The sequence below is a fragment of the Micromonospora sp. DT229 genome (genome assembly GCF_049844505.1).
Lineage (GTDB): Bacteria > Actinomycetota > Actinomycetes > Mycobacteriales > Micromonosporaceae > Micromonospora.
The window spans coordinates 140897-158212 of the sequence record NZ_JBNCLD010000009.1; the positions used below are offsets into that span (position 1 = coordinate 140897).

The following is a 17316-nucleotide window of genomic DNA, read 5'->3' on the forward strand; positions in this document are numbered from 1 at the left end:
ACCAGGTGGTGGCAATACGCCGGTCAGCCCAAGGGCGCGGGCAGTGGCGCGCTGTGCAGCACCGACATCCGGGAGACCGCCCGGGTGAGCACCACGTAGAGCCGGTGCAGCCCGCGAGGCTCGGCCGCGACGATGGCGGCCGGCTCGACGACGATTACGTGGTCGTACTCCAGGCCCTTGACCGCGGTGGCGGGAAGAACCGTGACGCGCGGGCCGCCGCCCGGGTCGGTGGCGGTCGCGGTCTCGATCCCGGCCGCCGCCAGCGCCGCGCCCAATCGGTCCACCGCCTCGTCGGCGGCGATCACCGCGATCGACCCCTCGTGGGCCAGCGCCGCCCCCACCTCGGCCACCGTCGCCCCCAGAAGACCGGTCACGGTACGCACGGTCAGCACCCCGTCGCGGCGCAACGACTCGGCCGGCGGTACGTCCACGGCGAGCGAGGGCAGCAACCGGTTGGCGAAGGCGAGCACGTCGGCCGGTACCCGGAAACCGACGGTCAACGGCACCACTGTCGCGTCCGGCTTACCGAGGTGGCCCAGGGTCACCCGCCAGTCGGTGGCGGCCCACGGCGCGGTGGCCTGGGCCAGGTCGCCGAGCAGGGTCAGCGAACCGTGCTCGCTGCGTCGGGCGAGCACCCGGCACTGCATGGCCGAAAGGTCCTGCGCCTCGTCGACCACCACATGCCCGTAGCTGCCCGGCCGCTCGATCAGCCCGGCCGCCTCGTCGATCAACACCGCGTCGGCGGCGCTCCACCGGGTGGCCTTCGGGGTACGCCCCAGCTTCGTACCGCCGCCGCCTGCTCGCTCCCTTGCCTCGCCGGTGCTCCGGGGCGTTGCGGTGCTGTCCTGGCCGGTCAGCAGGGCCTGCTCGGCGGGGGTGAGCAGGCCGTCGGCCGCCGCAGCCAGCCGGGCGGGGTCGGCGAGCAGCGCGTGCACCAGCCCGTCCGGGGTCAGCGCCGGCCAGACCGTGTCCAGGAAGGCCGTCACCGGCTTCGACCGGCCCATCCGGCGCAGCCACGCCTCGCTCGGCGACTCCGCCCGCCGGGCCTCCGCCTGCCGTTGCAGCAGCCCGACCACCCGGGCACGGACCCGTTCCCGGCCGAGGGCGTACGGCAACCGCTCGGCCCGGGTCTCCTGGACCAGCCGGTACAGCGGCTCCAGCCCGATCCGCCAGCGGAAGGAGCCGTCGGAGACGACGATCGGCTCGGTCGGCTCACCGAGGTACGTGTCGACCGCCCGACGCAGCACCTCGGCCATCCGGGCGTCGTGCTTGATCATTGCAACCGTCGGCGGGTCCACCGCCCGCACCACCACCCGGTCGACCAGGTCTTCGACGGTCGCCTGCTCGACCTCCACCTCGCCGAGGGCCGGCAGCACCGCCGCGATGTACGCCAGGAAGGCCCGGTTCGGGCCCACGACCAGCACCTTCGACCGGCGCAGCCGCTCCCGGTGCAGATAGAGCAGGTACGCGGCCCGGTGCAACCCGACCGCGGTCTTCCCGGTGCCCGGGGCACCCTGGACGCAGATCGACTCGGCCAGGTCGGCGCGGACCAACTCGTCCTGCTCGGGCTGGATGGTGGCGACGATGTCCCGCATCGGCCCCACCCGGGGCCGCTCGATCTCGGCGGTCAGGATCCGGCTGGCGGTGCCGAGTTCCTCGCCTCGATCCAGGTGCTCGTCCTCGAAGCTGGTCAGCATCCCGTTGTCGAACCCGAACCGACGCCGTACCGCCAGCCCCTGCGGGTCGCGGGCGCTGGCCTGGTAGAACGCCCGGGACACCGGTGCCCGCCAGTCCAGCACCAGCGGTTCGCCCTGCTCGTCGGTGACATGCCGGCGCCCTACGTGGTAGCGCCGCCCGGCGTGCTCGGCGGGGTTGTTGTGCCCAGCTTGACGGGTGTGCCCGGCGGGGGCGGCTTGGTCGGCGGGGGCGGCGCCGAAGTCGAGTCGGCCGAAGAACAGCGGCGTGCGTGGGTCGTCGGCCAGTTCCGCCACCCGACGGGAAAGGTGGCGTCCCAGCTGCTCGGCGGTGTACCTGTCGCCGGCGACCTTGTCGCCGGTGGCGAAGAGCGCCTCGGCGCGTTCCCGCATCCGGCGTAACGCCGTGCGGGAGATGTCCAGGTGTTCGCGTTCGGCCTTGAGATCGGCGTCGAGGTCGGATGCAGGCACGATGCGATTCCTCACGGAGATTCCGGTTGCTCGCGTTTCCGGGGCGGATGGCCGGCGCCCGGCGCGGGGACGTCCGCTGCGGTGCGTGCTCACCGCGGCCGTCAGGCGAACGAAAATCCTACTCCGGCCAGCAACGCCGGCAATCGAATTCTCATCCTGTTCGGGGATCATGAGGGCATGACGGAGGCCCACCCCGAGCCGCCCCGGGTGACGATCAGCGACCCGCAGACGCTGCGTGCGCTCGCCCACCCGGCCCGGCTCGCGATCATGGAACATCTCGCGACGACCGAGGGCGCGGTGACCGCCACCGAATGTGCCGAGGTGGCGGGGTTGTCCCCGAGCGCGACCAGCTACCACCTCCGGGCGCTGGCCCGGTTCGGTCTGGTGGAGGCGGCGCCGAGCCGGGGGGATGCCCGGGAACGGTTGTGGCGCAGCACGGTCCACTCCTGGACGATCGACGCCGGCCGGGCTGCCGACCCGTCTACGCGCGAGGCCGAGCAGAGTCTTGTCGAGGCCTTCCTGGCGCGGGAACTGGAGCGCAGCCGCGACTGGCTGCGCCGGGCGCCCGACGAGTCGGAGGAGTGGTATCGAAATTCGATGCTCAGCGAGTCGTTGCTACTGCTCACGGCCGAGGAGTTGGCCGAGGTGAACCGCGCGGTGACGGAGGTGCTGCGGCCGTACCGCAAGCGGGGCCGGACCGATCCGCCGCCCGGCGCCCGCCGGGTGGCGATCCAGTACAAGGCGCTGCCGCTGGACTGAGGGGTTTGCGTGGACGGGGCTTGCGTGCACCAGATGTGAAGCATTACTTTCGAAGTATGTCTTTCACATCTGGTGGCTCCCGCTGGCCGGACGTGGGCCTCGCCACCGCCGCGCGGGGCATCGCCACCTGCGGTGACTTCCTCGCCGCCACGACGCTGACACTGACCCTCCAGTCGACCGGGGCAGGCGGCGCAGCCGTGGCCGGAGTGCTGCTGGCGGCCACCTTGCCGCTGGTGCTGCTCGCCCCGCTGACTGGGCGGCTCGCCGACCGGGTGGACAGCCGGACCCTGTTGATCGGTGCCGGCCTGGCGCAGTCGGTGATCTGCCTCAACCTGGCGTACGCCCGGCACCCGCTGCTGGTCGTCTGCCTGATCGCACTGCTCGCCACCGGTTTGGCGGTCACCCAGCCGGTGCTCTCCGCCCTGATCCCCGCGATGGTGCGTCCAGCTGACCTGCCCCGGGCGATCGCGCTCAACCAGACCGCCGGCATGCTGGGCATACTCGCCGGTCCGGCGCTGGCCGGCTTCATGGTCGGATGGTTCGGCAGTCGGGTGCCGCTGCTGGTGGGCGCGGCGAGCTACCTCGCGCTCGTCGTTGCCGGGCTGCTCATCCGCACCCGTCGAGGCGGCGCCCGGCCTTCGACGCCGTCGGCTGCCAGCGCCGCCGGGACGCCGGACGGTGCCACGGTGGACTGGCGACTGCGCCGGGATCCGTTGCTGGTGGCGATGGTGGCCACCCTGGCCGGGGTGATCGCGGCGATCGGGGCGATCAACGTGATCGAGATCTTCTACGTACGGGAAACCCTGGGTGCCTCCGCCGCTACCTATGGCCTGGTGACCGGGGCGTGGACCCTCGGCGTGCTCTGCGGCGCCTGGATCTTCGCCCGGCTGGCCCGGCGGTTCACCGACGACGCCGCTCTGGTCCAGGCCGGTCTGTTCCTGCTGGGCGGCTGCTGCCTCATGGTGCTGGTCTCGGTGACGGTGCCGGTGGCGCTGCTGCTGGTGCCGATCTGGCTGATCGGTGGCGTGTGCAACGGCGGCAACAGCGTGTTCAACAACCTGCTGTTGGCTCGGCGGGTACCGGAGGCCGCCCGTGGGCGGGCCTTCGCTGCGATGGGCGCGGCGGTGCAGGGCGCGGCGATGGTCGGTTACCTGATCGGCGGACTGTTGCTGGAGGTGAGCGAACCCCGGCCGCTGATCGTCGGCTGCGGGGTGGCCGGGTTGCTGGTGCTGCTCGGCTTCGTCCGGCCGGTCCGGCGTGCGATCCGGGCCGAGCGGTCCCGCGTCGCTGCGATGGCCCCGCCTGCCGGGCCGGCGGGTGCGGGGTTGGCCACTTCGATGCCGATCCGCTGAGCAGGTCAGCGGTGGCGGGGATACGGTCGGGGCATGATCGAGCGCGTCGCCCGCCCCCGGGTCGGGCACATCCAGTTCCTGAACTGCCTACCGATCTACTGGGGCCTGATGCGCTCCGGTGCCCTGCTCGACGTCGACCTGTACAAGGACACCCCGGACCGGCTCAACGCCGCGCTCGTCGCCGGTGATCTGGACATCGGACCGATCTCCCTGGTGGAGTACCTGCGTCACGCGGACGAACTCCTGCTGCTGCCCGACCTGGCGGTCGGCAGCGACGGCCCGGTGCTGTCGGTCAACCTGGTCAGCACCCGCCCGCTGACCGAACTCGACGGGGCCCGGGTGGCTCTCGGCTCGACCTCGCGAACCGGTGTACTGCTGGCCCAACTGCTGCTGCGCGAGCGGTACGGGGTGCAGCCCGAGTACTTCCGGTGCCCGCCCGATCTGACCCAGATGCTGCTGGAGGCGGACGCGGCGGTGCTGATCGGTGATGTGGCCCTGCGCGCCCTCTACGAGGCACCCAGCCGTGGCCTGACGGTCACCGACCTGGGGCAGGCCTGGCGGGAATGGACCGGCCTGCCGATGGTCTTCGCCGTCTGGGCCGCCCGACGCGACTTCGCCACCGCCCACCCCGGCCTGGTCAAGGAGGTGCACGACGCCTTCCTGCGCTCCCGTGACCTGTGCCTGGCCGAACTCGACCAGGTCGTCGAGTCCGCGGCCCGCTGGGAACCCTTCGACGCGGCCACCCTGGCCTCCTACTACCAGGCGCTGGACTTCTCCCTGGGCGACCGCCAGGTAGCCGGCCTCCGCGAGTTCGCCCGCCACGCCGCCGCCCTCGCCGAAGCTCCCGCCCTCCCCCCCACCGGCCCCACCTTCTTCACCCGCTAACCCCACCCCCACCCCCACCCCCACCCCCCTCTCCTCCGCGATCTTGCACTTCTTGTCGCCGCATTCCGGGCATAAGCCGTGAATCAGCGACCAAAAGTGCAAGATCGACGAGGGAGGGGGCGGGTGCGCGAGGGCGCCCGGGTAGGGGTGGGTTAGAGGGTGGGGGTTTGGAGGGCCTTGGTGATTTTCTGGCAGTTGGCCATGCCGTATTCGTAGCCCTTGTCGATGGGGTAGCGGAGCATGACCCCCATCGTCCAGGTGTCACCGATGGCCAGGCAGTTGACGTGGACTTCCTGCTCCTGCTCGCGGTCGACCCAACCGTTCTTGATGGCGATCTTCTTGGCCTCGGCGGTCGGGAACGCCTTGCGGATGCCGAAGTCCCCGGCGCCGCGTACCAGCCGCATCTCGTTGAGCAGCCACTTGGTCCAGGTGGGGCCGGCGGCCCGGCCGTCGACGATGCAGTTGCCCAGCCGGGCCACGTCCCGGGGCGAGAGTTGGGTACGGCTCCACCCGAGGTCCTCGGACACCTTGCTGTCGGTCAGGTCGCAGGTGGAGAACAGTCGCTTGATCGACGCGGTGGTATCGACCTGTTCGTACACGGTCTGGGTGCGTACGTTGTCGCTGTCCCTGATGATCTTCGTGAGATCGGCCAGCTTCGCGTCGCTCGGGGTCTGCCCGGCGTCGGCGCTGCGGCGCAGGTAGTCGGCGACGATCCAGGACTTGATCAGGGAGGCGGTGGTGCTGGTCTCGGCCATGTTGTCCGAGCCGATGATCTCGCCGGAGCGGCGGTCCAGCACGCTCCAGGCGTACCAGCCTTCGATCTTCAGGTTGAGGTTCTTCGCCTCGAAGGGCAGGGGCTCAGGCTCGGGGGAGGGGCTGGGAGACGGCGGGGCGGACCTGGTCTTGCGGTCGGTCAGATCCTTGCCCCGGCCCTCCGATGAGGCCGATCCCCACTGAGCGGCCGCAGTGGACTCGAAGGGCGAGCCGGGCAGCAGGCGCAGCGACACCAGGACCAGACCGATCAGGACGGCGGTGATGGCCGCGAGACGTAATCGCGATGCCTCGCGGTGGCTGCGGCGACGGTTCCGGGCGGCCATCAGAGCTTGCCGATCGGCTGCTGGGGCACCTTGAGGGCGCCGCCGGGCTGGGCGGTGACCAGCTGTGCGGTCACGCTCGCGCAGACGTCGGAGCCGTAGTCGAGCCCCTGGCTGTGTGGGTAGCGAAGCATTACCGCGAGACTCCACTTCTCGGTGACTGCCAGACAGTTGACGTGCCAGTTGCCGTCATAACTGAGCGGCGTCCAGCCGTTCTTGATGCTCAACGGGCCCTGGCTGAGGATGGACTCGGGGAGCCCATCGATAATTCCCCATCGGCCGCCGCCTGAACGTGCCCGCTGGTCCTTGTCGGCGGTGCTGCCGCGTACCTTGCTCATCTCGGCCATCAGCCACTTGGTCCACTTGGGTCCGGCGGCCTTGCCGTCGGCGATGCAGTCGCCGAGCCGGACGGCGTCCCGAGGGGACATCCGGGTGAAGCTCCACCAGCCCTCGTAGCCGGGCACGTTGCCGCGCTTGGTGTCGGTGAGACCGCAGATGCTGATCGCGCGCTTGACCACCGGGCCGGGTTGACCACCGGCCGGCACCGCGTACGAGCCCCCGGCGGCCCGGTAGACGAGGTTCGTCGCGTCGTCGTCGCTGTCCCGGATGGCCAGACTGGCGGCCTTCTTCAGCGCTGCCGTCGGCTCCTTGTCGCCCAGTTGGCGCAGGTAGTCGGCGACGATCCAGGCCTTGAGCATCGACTCGGTGGAACTGGTCGCGGCCAGGTTCTTGGAACCCGAGATCTTGCCCGATTCGCGATCCATCAGCGCCCAGGAGAAGAACTCGCCTTTGAAGTTCACCGAGACCTTGGCCGCCGCCAGGGTCGGGGGCGGCGGGGGCTCCGGGGTGGGCGCGGCGACGCTGGCCGGTGCGGCGTCGCCGGTCGCGCCGGCGAGTCGGGCGTACGCGGTTGGTACCAACATGACGCCGCCGAGCAGCACTGCTGTGACGGCGAACACCATGGTCACGCGGGATCGCATGAGCGGGTGAGCTCCAGATGTCAGGCCGGGGGGACCGGCTTGTTGCCAGGACTGATCGCGGTGGATCGTCTCCGGGCCGGGGGACCTTGGCCCTGTTTCTGGTCGACGATCGCTGTTGGCCGATCGGTGTGACGTGCGAAGTCTACGTGCGGATCGGCGTCTTGCCAGGTTTCGACACCTGGCAACGCGCTGTGCAGGCGGGATAACAAACCGTTGGAGGTCGGTTGTGAGGATTTATCCGCCAATTGTGAGTCAAGTCTCGCTCTCGGAGCGTCACCATTCGCGCTCATCGCGCAACGAGCAGCTGTTTCGCAATTCTGTGACACCCTCTGGTGTCGTGAGCTGATAGCTGTAACACTTAGGGCATGTATGGCAATGACTTCCCGGGCGAGGACCCGTCCGGCGGCCTGCTCGGCGAGGTGGAGGCGGCGGAGGCGGCGCTGCGGGCCGCCGCGGAGCGAGACCGGGGCGCCCCTGGTCAGGACATCGACCTGGCCGCCTTCTTCACGGAGGTCATCGACGCCGACCAGAAGATCGAGCCGCGCGACTGGATGCCCGAGGCGTACCGGCGGACGTTGATCCGGCAGATCGCCCAGCACGCCCACTCCGAGATCATCGGGATGCAGCCCGAGGGCAACTGGATCAGCCGGGCCCCGTCGCTCAAACGCAAGGCGATCCTGCTGGCCAAGGTCCAGGACGAGGCCGGCCACGGTCTGTACCTCTACGCTGCCGCCGAGACCCTGGGGATCAGTCGGGACGAGCTGGTCGACCTGTTGCTCGAAGGCCGGCAGAAGTACAGCTCGATCTTCAACTACCCCACCCTCACCTGGGCCGACGTCGGAGCCATCGGATGGCTGGTGGACGGCGCGGCGATCGTCAACCAGGTCCCGCTCTGCCGCTGCTCCTACGGTCCGTACGCCCGCGCCATGATCCGGGTCTGCAAGGAGGAGTCGTTCCACCAGCGCCAGGGTTACGAGATCCTGCACACCCTGGCCCACGGCACCCCGGCCCAGAAGGCGATGGCCCAGGACGCCCTGGACCGCTGGTGGTACCCCTCGCTGGCGATGTTCGGCCCGCCGGACGGTGACTCCACCCACTCCGCCCAGTCGATGGCCTGGAAGATCAAGCGCTTCTCCAACGACGAGCTGCGGCAGCGCTTCGTGGACATGTGTGTGGGCCAGGCCGAGGTGCTCGGGCTGACCATCCCCGACCCCGATCTGCGCTGGAACGAGGAACGCCAGGCGTACGACTTCACCCAACCCGACTACGCCGAGCTGATGCGGGTCATCTCCGGCGACGGGCCGTGCAACCGGCAGCGGATGGAACATCGTCGTCGCGCCCACACCGAGGGCGCCTGGGTACGTGAGGCCGCCGCGGCGTACGCGGCCAAGCAGGCAAGCAAGGAGAAGGTCGCGGCATGAACCACCAGAGCCCCCTGTGGGAGGTCTTCGTACGGGCCCGGCGCGGGTTGGCGCACACCCACGTGGGCAGCCTGCACGCGCCCGACGCCGAGTTGGCCCTGCGCAACGCCCGTGATCTCTACACCCGCCGTCAGGAAGGGGTGTCGATCTGGGTGGTGCCGGCGAGCGCGATCACCGCCTCCAGCCCGGACGAGAAGGACGCCTTCTTCGACCCGGCGGCCGACAAGGTCTACCGCCACCCCACCTTCTACGAGGTGCCGGACGGGGTGGCCCACCTGTGAGCGCGAGGAGTGAGCCGGGCCTGCGAGCCCCGCAGTCGCGAACGGAGGCGGGTGTGTTCGACTTCGCCCTTGCCCTCGGCGACGACGCGCTGATCGCGGCGCAGCGGCTGGCCGAGTGGACCACCCGGGCGCCGGAGATGGAAGAGGACATCGCGCTGGCCAACATCGCCCTGGATCAGCTCGGTGCGGCCCGGCTGCTGCTGTCGTACGCGGGTGAGCTGGAGGGCGCCGGCCGGGACGAGGACGCGTTGGCGTACCTGCGCGACGACCGGGAGTTCCGCAACTGCCTGCTGGTCGAGCTGCCCAACGGCGACTTCGCAGTGACCATGGCCAAGTTGCTCGTCCTGTCGGCCTACCAGTTGCCGCTCTACACCGCCCTGGCCGACTGCGCCGACGAGCGGTTGGCCGCGATCGGGGGCAAGGCCCGCAAGGAGTCCGCGTACCACCTGGACCACGCCGCCCTCTGGGTGCGGAGGCTGGGCGACGGCACCGAGGAGTCGCACCGGCGGATGCAGGCCGGCATCGACCAGGTCTGGCCGTACGTCCCGGAGTTGTTCGCCGCCCAGCCGCAGGCCCCGGTCGACCCGGCCACCCTGCGGGCCGACTTCGACGCGACGGTCTCGACCGTGCTCGCGGAGGCGACCCTCACCGCGCCGGAGCCCGGCTGGGCGCCGGCCGGTGGACGTGCGGGCCTGCACACCGAGCACCTGTCGTATCTGCTGGCCGAGATGCAGGTGCTGCATCGGGCCCACCCCGGCGCCCGCTGGTGAAGGGTCGGGACACGAGGTGGCGACGGTGAGCTCCGCGCACGAGGCCGTGGCCGCGGTGGTGGACCCGGAGATCCGGGTGATCACCATCGCCGACCTCGGCATCCTGCGTGCGGTGGAGGTGGAGCCGGATACCGGCCGGGTGGTGGTGACCATCACCCCCACCTACACCGGCTGTCCGGCGATGGATGTCATCCGCGCCGACATCCGCCGGGCCCTGGCCGTGGCCGGTCACCCCGATGCCGAGGTACGCACGGTGCACAGTCCCGCCTGGAGCACCGACTGGATCACCGAGGACGGACGGGCCAAACTGGCCGCCGCCGGCATCGCCCCACCGGCCCCGGTCCGACGAGACGGGGTCGTCCCGTTGACCCTGGCCGTGCGTTGCCCGCGTTGCGGCTCCCCGGAGACCGAGCAGCTCAGTCGGTTCGGCTCCACCGCCTGCAAAGCACTCTGGCGCTGCCGCGCCTGCTCCGAACCGTTCGACCAAGTGAAGGCACTGTGACTGTCACCATCACCCGCCCGGTCCGCCGTCGCCCGGTGTTCCACCCGCTGCCCGTCATCGCCGTGGACCGGCTCACCGCCGACGCCGTCGCGGTCACCTTCGCGGTGCCGCAGGAACTGCGCGAGACCTTCGCCTTCCGCGCCGGTCAGCACCTGACGGTACGCCTACCTGGTGCGCTGCCCGACGGCGAGGAGGTGCGCCGCTCGTACTCGATCTGCTCCACTCCGGAGGAGTTGGCCCGGCACGGGCGGCTGCGCATCGGGGTGCGGGAGATCCCCGGCGGGGCCTTCTCGTCGTACGCCTGCGGGGTGTTGCGGCGCGGCGACACGGTGGAGGTGCTGCCCCCACTGGGCCACTTCACCACGGCGTTCGCGCCGGACCGGGCGCGTCGCTACGGCGCGGTGGTCGCCGGGTCCGGCATCACCCCGGTGCTGTCGCTGATCGCCACGGCCCTCGCCGTCGAGGCGGCCAGCACCTTCACCCTGGTGTACGGCAACCGGACGGCCAACAGCGTGATGTTCGCCGAGGAACTGGCCGACCTCAAGGACCGCTATCCGACCCGGCTGCACCTGGTGCATGTGCTCTCCCGGGAGCAGGGCGAGTCTGCGCTGCTGTCCGGGCGGGTGGACGCCGAGCGGCTGGGTCGCCTGCTGGACACCATCGTCCCCGGTGACCTGATCGAGGAATGGTTCCTCTGCGGCCCGTACGGCCTGGTGGTGGACGCCCGTGAGGTGCTGGCCGGGCGGGGTGTGCCGGAATCGGCCGTGCACACCGAGCTGTTCCATGTCGACGCCGCGCCCGAGCCGCTGCGCCGCCCCGAGGACTCCTCCGGCGGCACGGAGGTGACGATCATGCTCGACGGCCGTTCGTCGAGCTTCACCATGCGCCGCGACGAGCGGGTGCTGGACGCCGCGCTGAAGGTCCGGGGCGAACTGCCGTACGCCTGCAAGGGTGGCGTCTGCTCGACCTGCCGGGCGAAGGTGGTCTCCGGCGAGGTGGAGATGGCCCGCAACTACGCCCTGGAGCCCGACGAGGTGGCCGCCGGTTACGTGCTGACCTGTCAGTCCAGCCCGCGCACGGACACCCTCAAGGTCGACTACGACGCCTAGCCGCGAGCCGCCCGGCGTAGCGGGCGATTGATCAACTCCGTTACGCCGAAATGGTTGCTTCCCGCGGCGCCGTACCCCGCCGTTTCGGCGAAACGGTGCGCGCAGTGCGGCGGGCAGGATCGACGAGGGGAGTGCGTCACAGGTGGGGTGCGCCACCCGGGGTCTGTCGGGGCGTTCGGCGTAGGCTCGGGGGGTGATGGAGAGCCGGGAGATCGACGACATCCTGCAGCGTGGCGCGGACGGCGGGCGGATCACGCCCGAGGAGGCCCTGCTGCTCTACACCGATGCGCCCTTCCACGCCCTCGGTGAGGCGGCGGACGCGGTGCGGCGGCGGCGCTACCCGGACAACATCGTCACGTACCTGATCGACCGCAACATCAACTACACCAACGTCTGCGTGACGGCGTGCAAGTTCTGTGCCTTCTACCGGGCGCCGAAGCACAAGGAAGGGTGGACCCACCCGACCGAGGAGATCCTGCGGCGCTGCGGCGAGGCGGTCGAGTTGGGCGCCACCCAGGTCATGCTCCAGGGCGGCCACCACCCGGACTACGGGGTGGAGTACTACGAGGAGCTGTTCTCCTCGGTCAAGAAGGCGTACCCGCAGCTCGCCATCCACTCGATCGGGCCGAGCGAGATCCTGCACATGGCCAAGGTGTCCGGGGTGAGCCTGGACGAGGCCATCGCCCGGATCAAGGCGGCCGGGCTGGACTCCATCGCCGGGGCCGGCGCCGAGATGCTGCCCGCGCGGCCCCGCAAGGCGATCGCTCCGCTGAAGGAGTCGGGCGAGCGCTGGCTGGAGGTCATGGAGCTGGCCCACCGGCAGGGGGTCGAGTCGACCGCGACGATGATGATGGGCACCGGCGAGACCGCCGCCGAGCGGATCGAGCACCTGCGGATGATCCGCGACGTGCAGGACCGTACCCAGGGCTTCCGGGCCTTCATCCCGTGGACGTACCAGCCAGAGAACAACCACCTGAAGGGGCGTACCCAGGCCACCACCCTGGAGTATCTGCGCCTGGTGGCGGTGGCCCGGCTGTTCTTCGAGACCGTGCCGCACCTGCAGGCCTCCTGGTTGACCACCGGCAAGGATGTCGGCCAGCTCGCCCTGCACATGGGGGTGGACGACCTCGGTTCGATCATGCTGGAGGAGAACGTCATCTCCTCGGCGGGGGCACGGCACCGGTCCAACCTGCACGAGCTGATCGGGATGATCCGCTCCGCCGATCGGATCCCGGCCCAGCGGGACACCCTCTACAACCGGCTGGCCGTGCACCGCACGCCGGCGGACGATCCGACCGACGAGCGGGTGGTGTCCCACTTCTCCTCGATCGCCTTGCCGGGTGGCGGGGCAGGTCGTTCGCTGCCTCTGGTCGAGGCGAACTGACCCTGCGTGGTAGCCGGCCGCGACGAACTGATCCTGCGCGATAGGTGGTCGCGACGTTCCGCGATGCGGCCGGTCAACCAAACAGCGTGATGCGGCCGGTCATCCGAACAGTCGAGTCGTATCGTCTTTCGGCTGACTGCCTGCTGCCGGGAGGACCGGACGGGGATCCCGTCGGACGACCACGGTCATCGATTCGGTCGATCCTTAAATAAAGATTAGCTGACCAGTTCCGCCGTGGTGGCGTTGCGGGGTGGCGCGGGTGATCGAGGACCGCTAACGTCCCCGCCCGTACATTCCCACACCTCACTGGGGAGACCAGTTGATGATCTTCCGTGCCCGCCGCGCCGCGAGTCTCGCCACGGCCGCACTGCTCGCCGCTGGTGCTGTCACCGCGTTCGGTGCGCCGGCCCACGCGGCCGGTACCGAGACGGACCTGGCGGTCACCGCCGCCGGCACCCGGATGACCGAGGGCGTCGAGGGCAAGTACGGCTGGATCAAGATCGCGAACCAGGGCGAGGGCACGCCGGGCAAGGTGCTCGTCAAGGTTGACGTGTCCAAGATGGACGACGAGAAGATGATGCTGGCTCCGCTCTCCTTCGGTGAGTGTGAGGTCATCGGCGAGTCGAAGCCCGAACTGTTCACCTGCGCGCTGGCCAAGGAAGAGATTCCCGGTCCGGGTGAGACCTCCGAGGTGTCGATCGTCCTGTTCAAGATGGACGAGAAGGTCACCGGGCCGCTGACCGCGCCGGTGACGATCAGCATCGAGTCCGATGACGACACCGATGACAGCAACAACAGCATCGACGTCGATGTCGAGTTGACCCCGGAGAGTGGCGTCGACCTCGGTGTGATCGTGCCGGATGTGAAGACCCGCATCGACCTCGACAGTGGCAAGGAGAAGGGTCCGCTGCGCCCCGGGGACACCGCCCTGGTCTACGGCGAGGTCATGAACCAGGGTGACCGGGTCGCCGAGGGCATCAAGCTGACCTTCCAGTTGCCGAAGGGTGCGAAGTTCGAGCCGATCGACGGCTGCGAGATCGGCGACGACGGGCGCACCGCGATCTGCCAGGACAAGAACTTCCTGCTTGAACCGAACTCGATTATCTGGTTCGACCTGCCGATCACGGTGGATGGGGACCTTGAGGCACCGATCACCCTGAAGGGCGGCTCGCTGGAGGCCACCGCGTTCGGCGCTCTGCCGGTCGACTCCCCGGCGATCCACCGGAAGGCCGCCAAGCCGGCCTTCGCCAAGGCCAAGGTGCGGCAGGCCGAGGAGTCCGACTTCGCCGACCTGGACCCGTCCGACAACACCGACGACTTCGCGGTGGTCCTCTCCGCCCCGACCGGTGGCGGTGGCGGTGGCGGTGGCCTGCCGGTCACCGGTGTGCAGGCCGGTCTGATCGGTGGTGTCGGTGCGGCCGTGGTGGTCGCCGGTGCCGTGCTGTTCCTGCTGGCCCGCCGTCGCCGGGTGGTCCTGGTGACCCCGGGTGACGAGAAGACGACCGTCTGAGGTTCGTCCTCTATCGGCCCGCACGGGCCGTTCACATAACGCAAGGCAGTCAGGGCGAGATGGGTGACCATCTCGCCCTGACTGTGTGCGCAGGACGGTCGGCCGGGCCGACCGGGCGGCTGCGGGGTGGCGAAGATCGCCCCAGGGCAGGCGACCCTGCTCGCGATCCGGCACCGGTCGGGCTGGCAGAGTGGAGGGGTGAGTCGTACCCCGCAGGGCCAGCGAGCCAGCCTGGACAAGCAGCCGCACGAGGTCGCCGCGATGTTCGACGGCGTGGCGGCCCGCTATGACCTGACCAACACCGTCCTCTCCTTCGGGCAGGACCGGTTCTGGCGGCGGGCCACCCGGTCCGCGCTGGAACTGCGCCCCGGTGACCGGGTGCTGGACGTGGGCGCGGGCACGGGGGTGTCCACCGAGGAACTGGCCCACTCCGGGGCGTACGCCGTCGGCGCCGACCTGTCGCTCGGCATGCTGTACGCCGGTAAGCGCACTCGACCCCAGGTGCCGCTGCTGGCCGGAGACGCGCTGCGGTTGCCGTTCGCCGACGCCAGTTTCGATGCGGTGACCATCTCCTTCGCGCTGCGCAACGTCAACGACACCGATGCCGCGCTGCGCGAACTGGCGCGGGTCACCCGGCCGGGTGGACGGCTGGTGGTCTGCGAGTTCAGCACCCCGGTCAACCCGGCCTTCCGGACGGTCTACCTGTCGTACCTGATGCGTTCCCTGCCCGCGGTGGCCCGGACGGTCTCCAGCAATCCGGACGCGTACGTCTACCTGGCCGAGTCGATCCGGGCCTGGCCGGATCAGGCGGCTCTGGCGGCCCGGGTGCAGGCGGCCGGCTGGGGTCGGGTGGCCTGGCGCAACCTGACCGGGGGTGTGGTGGCCCTGCACCGGGCAATCCGCCATTAATTGCGGACATTCGGGAGAATGCGGTTAATTTACGGCGTATTCTGGCGGGCATGACCGATCCGAGGGATGTGGCCGACGGCGATGCCGCCGAACTGGTCGCCCAACTGCGGGATCTGGCTGGTGCGGATCCGGCGGACGTGCGTCAGGTGGTGTCCGAGGTGTTGGCGGCGCTGGACCGGGCCGCCGGGGGTGCCCTGCGTGAGCATCTGCCGGAGACCATCCGGGCCGGTCTTGATGCGGCCAGTCCGGCCCGGCTGGTCCCCGGGTCGAAGGGCTAGGTCGGCCTTGTCGAACCGGTCGAATCGACGAAAAGGCATGGCATGCAGCCGTGACCGACTCGTTCCGCCAGGTTAGGTTGCCCTAACAACGCGAGCGTACGGCCACGGTCATAGACTCGTCTCGGCAGGCTTGTGAAGCATTTCACGAGCGCGCGGGGAGGAGGCGCAAATGACCGCGGTGGAGAACGACGCCGACGTGATCGTCGTGGGCGCCGGTCCCGGTGGTTCGGCGACCGCATACCACCTGGCTCGGCACGGCGTACGCGTGCTGCTGCTGGAGAAGACCGAGTTTCCTCGGGAGAAGGTCTGCGGTGACGGGCTGACCCCCCGCGCGGTGCGCCAACTGATCCGCATGGGCGTGGACACCTCGACCGAGGCCGGTTGGTTGCACAACCGTGGCCTGCGGGTCATCGGTGGCGGCGTCCGGCTGGAACTGGACTGGCCGGATCTGGCCAGCTTCCCGAACTACGGCCTGGTGCGTACCCGCCTGGACTTCGACGACCTGCTCGTCAAGCAGGCGGTGTCCGCCGGTGCCGAGCTGCGTACCAGTGTCAACGTCATCGGTCCGGTGCTCGACGGCGCCGGCCGGGTGATCGGCGTCGAGGCCGAGACCGGCCCGGACAAGGCCCCGGCCACCTTCCACGCGCCCCTGGTGGTCGCCGCCGACGGGGTCTCCGGTCGGTTCCCCCTGGCCCTTGGGCTGGCCAAGCGGGAGGACCGCCCGATCGGGGTGGCCGTGCGCCGCTACTACCGCTCCGAGGTCCGGCACGACGACGACTACCTGGAGTCGTGGCTGGAACTGCGGGCCAAGGGCACCGGGGAACTGCTGCCCGGGTACGGCTGGATCTTCGGCCTGGGTGACGGCCGGGTCAACGTCGGGCTGGGCATCCTGAACTCCTCCTCGGCCTTCGGCAAGACCAACTACCGGCGGCTGCTCACCGACTGGCTGGCCAACACCCCGCCGGAGTGGGGGATGACCGACGAGGCCAACGCCGAAGGGCCGACCCTCGGCGCGGCGCTGCCGATGGGCTTCAACCGGGTGCCGCACTACACCCGCGGAGTCATGCTGGTAGGTGACTCCGGAGGCATGGTCAACCCCTTCAACGGCGAAGGCATCGCGTACGCGATGGAGTCCGGCGAACTGGCTGCGGAGGTCGCCGCCCAGGCCCTCGCGCGGCCGGCCGGTGCGGAGCGGGAGCGGGCCCTGATGGCGTACCCGCAGGAGCTCAAGACGCGCTTCGGCGGTTACTACCGGCTGGGCGGGATCTTCGTGAAGCTGATCGGCCGGCCCGAGATCATGCGGGTGGCGACGAAGCACGGAATGCCGCACCCGACGTTGATGCGCTTCGTGCTCAAGCTGCTGGCCAACCTCACCGACCCCCGTGGCGGTGACGCGATGGACCGGGTGATCAACGCGATGACCCGGGTAGCGCCAGCGGTATAGGGCGCAAGGCCACCCCGCCGAAGGTCGTCGGGTGGGTTGTGAATAGTGTGAATTTTGCCAACGAACGAGGGCAGGGAAGGACGAGCAGGAGAAGAATATGTCGCTCTCGCCTTACGTACCCATCATCGGGCTGTTCGCCCTTGCCGCGGCCTTCGCGCTGTTCTCGATAGCCGCCACCCGGTTTACCGGCCCCCGCCGCTACAACAAGGCCAAGCTCGAAGCCTACGAGTGTGGGATCGAGCCCAGCCCGCAGCCGATCGGCGGCAGCCGGTTCCCGGTCAAGTTCTATCTGACGGCGATGCTTTTCATCGTCTTCGACGTGGAAATGATCTTCCTTTACCCGTGGGCGGTCTCGTTCGACGCCCTACCGGTGTTCGGGCTCGTGGCCATGTTCGTGTTCATCGGTGCGGTCTTCGTCGCGTACGCCTACGAGTGGCGTCGCGGCGGCCTGGACTGGGACTGAGGGAGGAACC

17 protein-coding genes are annotated in these 17316 nt (G+C 69.9%); 14 read left to right on the plus strand and 3 right to left on the minus strand.

Features of this window, described 5'->3' with window-relative positions; all coding sequences use genetic code 11:
• Positions 1 to 23: 23 nt before the first annotated feature.
• Positions 24 to 2165, minus strand: coding sequence for a HelD family protein (locus tag ACLQ2T_RS16800; protein ID WP_425767159.1), 2142 nt, complete (start codon positions 2163 to 2165; stop codon positions 24 to 26).
• Positions 2166 to 2342: 177 nt separating this feature from the next.
• On the opposite strand from ACLQ2T_RS16800, the gene ACLQ2T_RS16805 reads away from it, so the two are divergent.
• From ACLQ2T_RS16805 to ACLQ2T_RS16815, 3 genes are read left to right on the plus strand one after another with little or no spacing between them, the layout of a single operon-like run.
• Positions 2343 to 2924 carry an ArsR/SmtB family transcription factor gene (locus ACLQ2T_RS16805; RefSeq protein ID WP_425767161.1) on the plus strand — a complete coding sequence of 194 codons (582 nt, stop codon included), beginning with the start codon at positions 2343 to 2345 and terminating at the stop codon, positions 2922 to 2924.
• Between the two features lie 56 nt (positions 2925 to 2980).
• Positions 2981 to 4276, plus strand: coding sequence for an MFS transporter (locus tag ACLQ2T_RS16810; RefSeq protein WP_425767163.1), 1296 nt, complete (start codon positions 2981 to 2983; stop codon positions 4274 to 4276).
• Positions 4277 to 4309: 33 nt separating this feature from the next.
• Complete coding sequence (locus tag ACLQ2T_RS16815) at positions 4310 to 5161, plus strand: menaquinone biosynthetic enzyme MqnA/MqnD family protein (protein WP_425767164.1); 852 nt, start codon at positions 4310 to 4312, stop codon at positions 5159 to 5161.
• A gap of 152 nt (positions 5162 to 5313) precedes the next feature.
• On the opposite strand, the gene ACLQ2T_RS16820 is transcribed toward ACLQ2T_RS16815, so the two are convergent.
• Together ACLQ2T_RS16820 and ACLQ2T_RS16825 are read right to left on the minus strand one after the other, a co-directional pair.
• The gene (locus ACLQ2T_RS16820; protein ID WP_425767165.1) at positions 5314 to 6258 is read right to left on the minus strand and encodes a serine hydrolase; all 945 of its coding nucleotides are present in this window, start codon (positions 6256 to 6258) and stop codon (positions 5314 to 5316) included.
• Positions 6258 to 7235 (minus strand): hypothetical protein, encoded by a 978-nt coding sequence (locus tag ACLQ2T_RS16825; protein ID WP_425767167.1) that lies wholly within the window; start codon positions 7233 to 7235, stop codon positions 6258 to 6260. Before ACLQ2T_RS16825 ends, ACLQ2T_RS16820 begins: the two co-directional genes overlap by 1 nt.
• Positions 7236 to 7600: 365 nt before the next feature.
• On the opposite strand from ACLQ2T_RS16825, the gene paaA reads away from it, so the two are divergent.
• The 11 genes from paaA to ACLQ2T_RS16880 all read left to right on the plus strand — a co-directional run bounded on the left by paaA (position 7601) and on the right by ACLQ2T_RS16880 (position 17306).
• Entirely contained in the window at positions 7601 to 8656 is a 1056-nt protein-coding gene (gene paaA / locus ACLQ2T_RS16830; RefSeq protein WP_425767169.1) for a 1,2-phenylacetyl-CoA epoxidase subunit PaaA, read from the plus strand.
• On the plus strand, positions 8653 to 8937 hold the full coding sequence (gene paaB / locus ACLQ2T_RS16835; protein ID WP_425767170.1) for a 1,2-phenylacetyl-CoA epoxidase subunit PaaB: 285 nt from the start codon (positions 8653 to 8655) through the stop codon (positions 8935 to 8937). Before paaA ends, paaB begins: the two co-directional genes overlap by 4 nt.
• A gap of 20 nt (positions 8938 to 8957) precedes the next feature.
• Entirely contained in the window at positions 8958 to 9707 is a 750-nt protein-coding gene (paaC, locus tag ACLQ2T_RS16840; protein ID WP_425767342.1) for a 1,2-phenylacetyl-CoA epoxidase subunit PaaC, read from the plus strand.
• A gap of 25 nt (positions 9708 to 9732) precedes the next feature.
• Complete coding sequence (gene paaD, locus ACLQ2T_RS16845) at positions 9733 to 10209, plus strand: 1,2-phenylacetyl-CoA epoxidase subunit PaaD (protein WP_425767172.1); 477 nt, start codon at positions 9733 to 9735, stop codon at positions 10207 to 10209.
• Positions 10206 to 11318, plus strand: a complete 1113-nt coding sequence (paaE, locus tag ACLQ2T_RS16850; RefSeq protein WP_425767174.1) for a 1,2-phenylacetyl-CoA epoxidase subunit PaaE — start codon at positions 10206 to 10208, stop codon at positions 11316 to 11318. The genes paaD and paaE overlap by 4 nt, the downstream gene beginning before the upstream one ends.
• A gap of 193 nt (positions 11319 to 11511) precedes the next feature.
• Positions 11512 to 12702 carry a cyclic dehypoxanthinyl futalosine synthase gene (gene mqnC, locus ACLQ2T_RS16855; RefSeq protein WP_327023235.1) on the plus strand — a complete coding sequence of 397 codons (1191 nt, stop codon included), beginning with the start codon at positions 11512 to 11514 and terminating at the stop codon, positions 12700 to 12702.
• A 322-nt stretch (positions 12703 to 13024) separates the two neighbouring features.
• Positions 13025 to 14212: a hypothetical protein gene (locus ACLQ2T_RS16860; protein WP_425767177.1), complete on the plus strand. Its 1188-nt coding sequence runs from the start codon at positions 13025 to 13027 to the stop codon at positions 14210 to 14212.
• Positions 14213 to 14410: 198 nt separating this feature from the next.
• Positions 14411 to 15121 (plus strand): demethylmenaquinone methyltransferase, encoded by a 711-nt coding sequence (locus tag ACLQ2T_RS16865; protein ID WP_425767179.1) that lies wholly within the window; start codon positions 14411 to 14413, stop codon positions 15119 to 15121.
• A gap of 50 nt (positions 15122 to 15171) precedes the next feature.
• Positions 15172 to 15399, plus strand: a complete 228-nt coding sequence (locus tag ACLQ2T_RS16870) for a hypothetical protein (protein ID WP_425767181.1) — start codon at positions 15172 to 15174, stop codon at positions 15397 to 15399.
• Between the two features lie 169 nt (positions 15400 to 15568).
• Entirely contained in the window at positions 15569 to 16843 is a 1275-nt protein-coding gene (locus ACLQ2T_RS16875; RefSeq protein ID WP_425767183.1) for a geranylgeranyl reductase family protein, read from the plus strand.
• Positions 16844 to 16940: 97 nt separating this feature from the next.
• Positions 16941 to 17306, plus strand: a complete 366-nt coding sequence (locus ACLQ2T_RS16880; protein WP_363742085.1) for an NADH-quinone oxidoreductase subunit A — start codon at positions 16941 to 16943, stop codon at positions 17304 to 17306.
• The last annotated feature ends 10 nt before the right edge of the window (positions 17307 to 17316 follow it).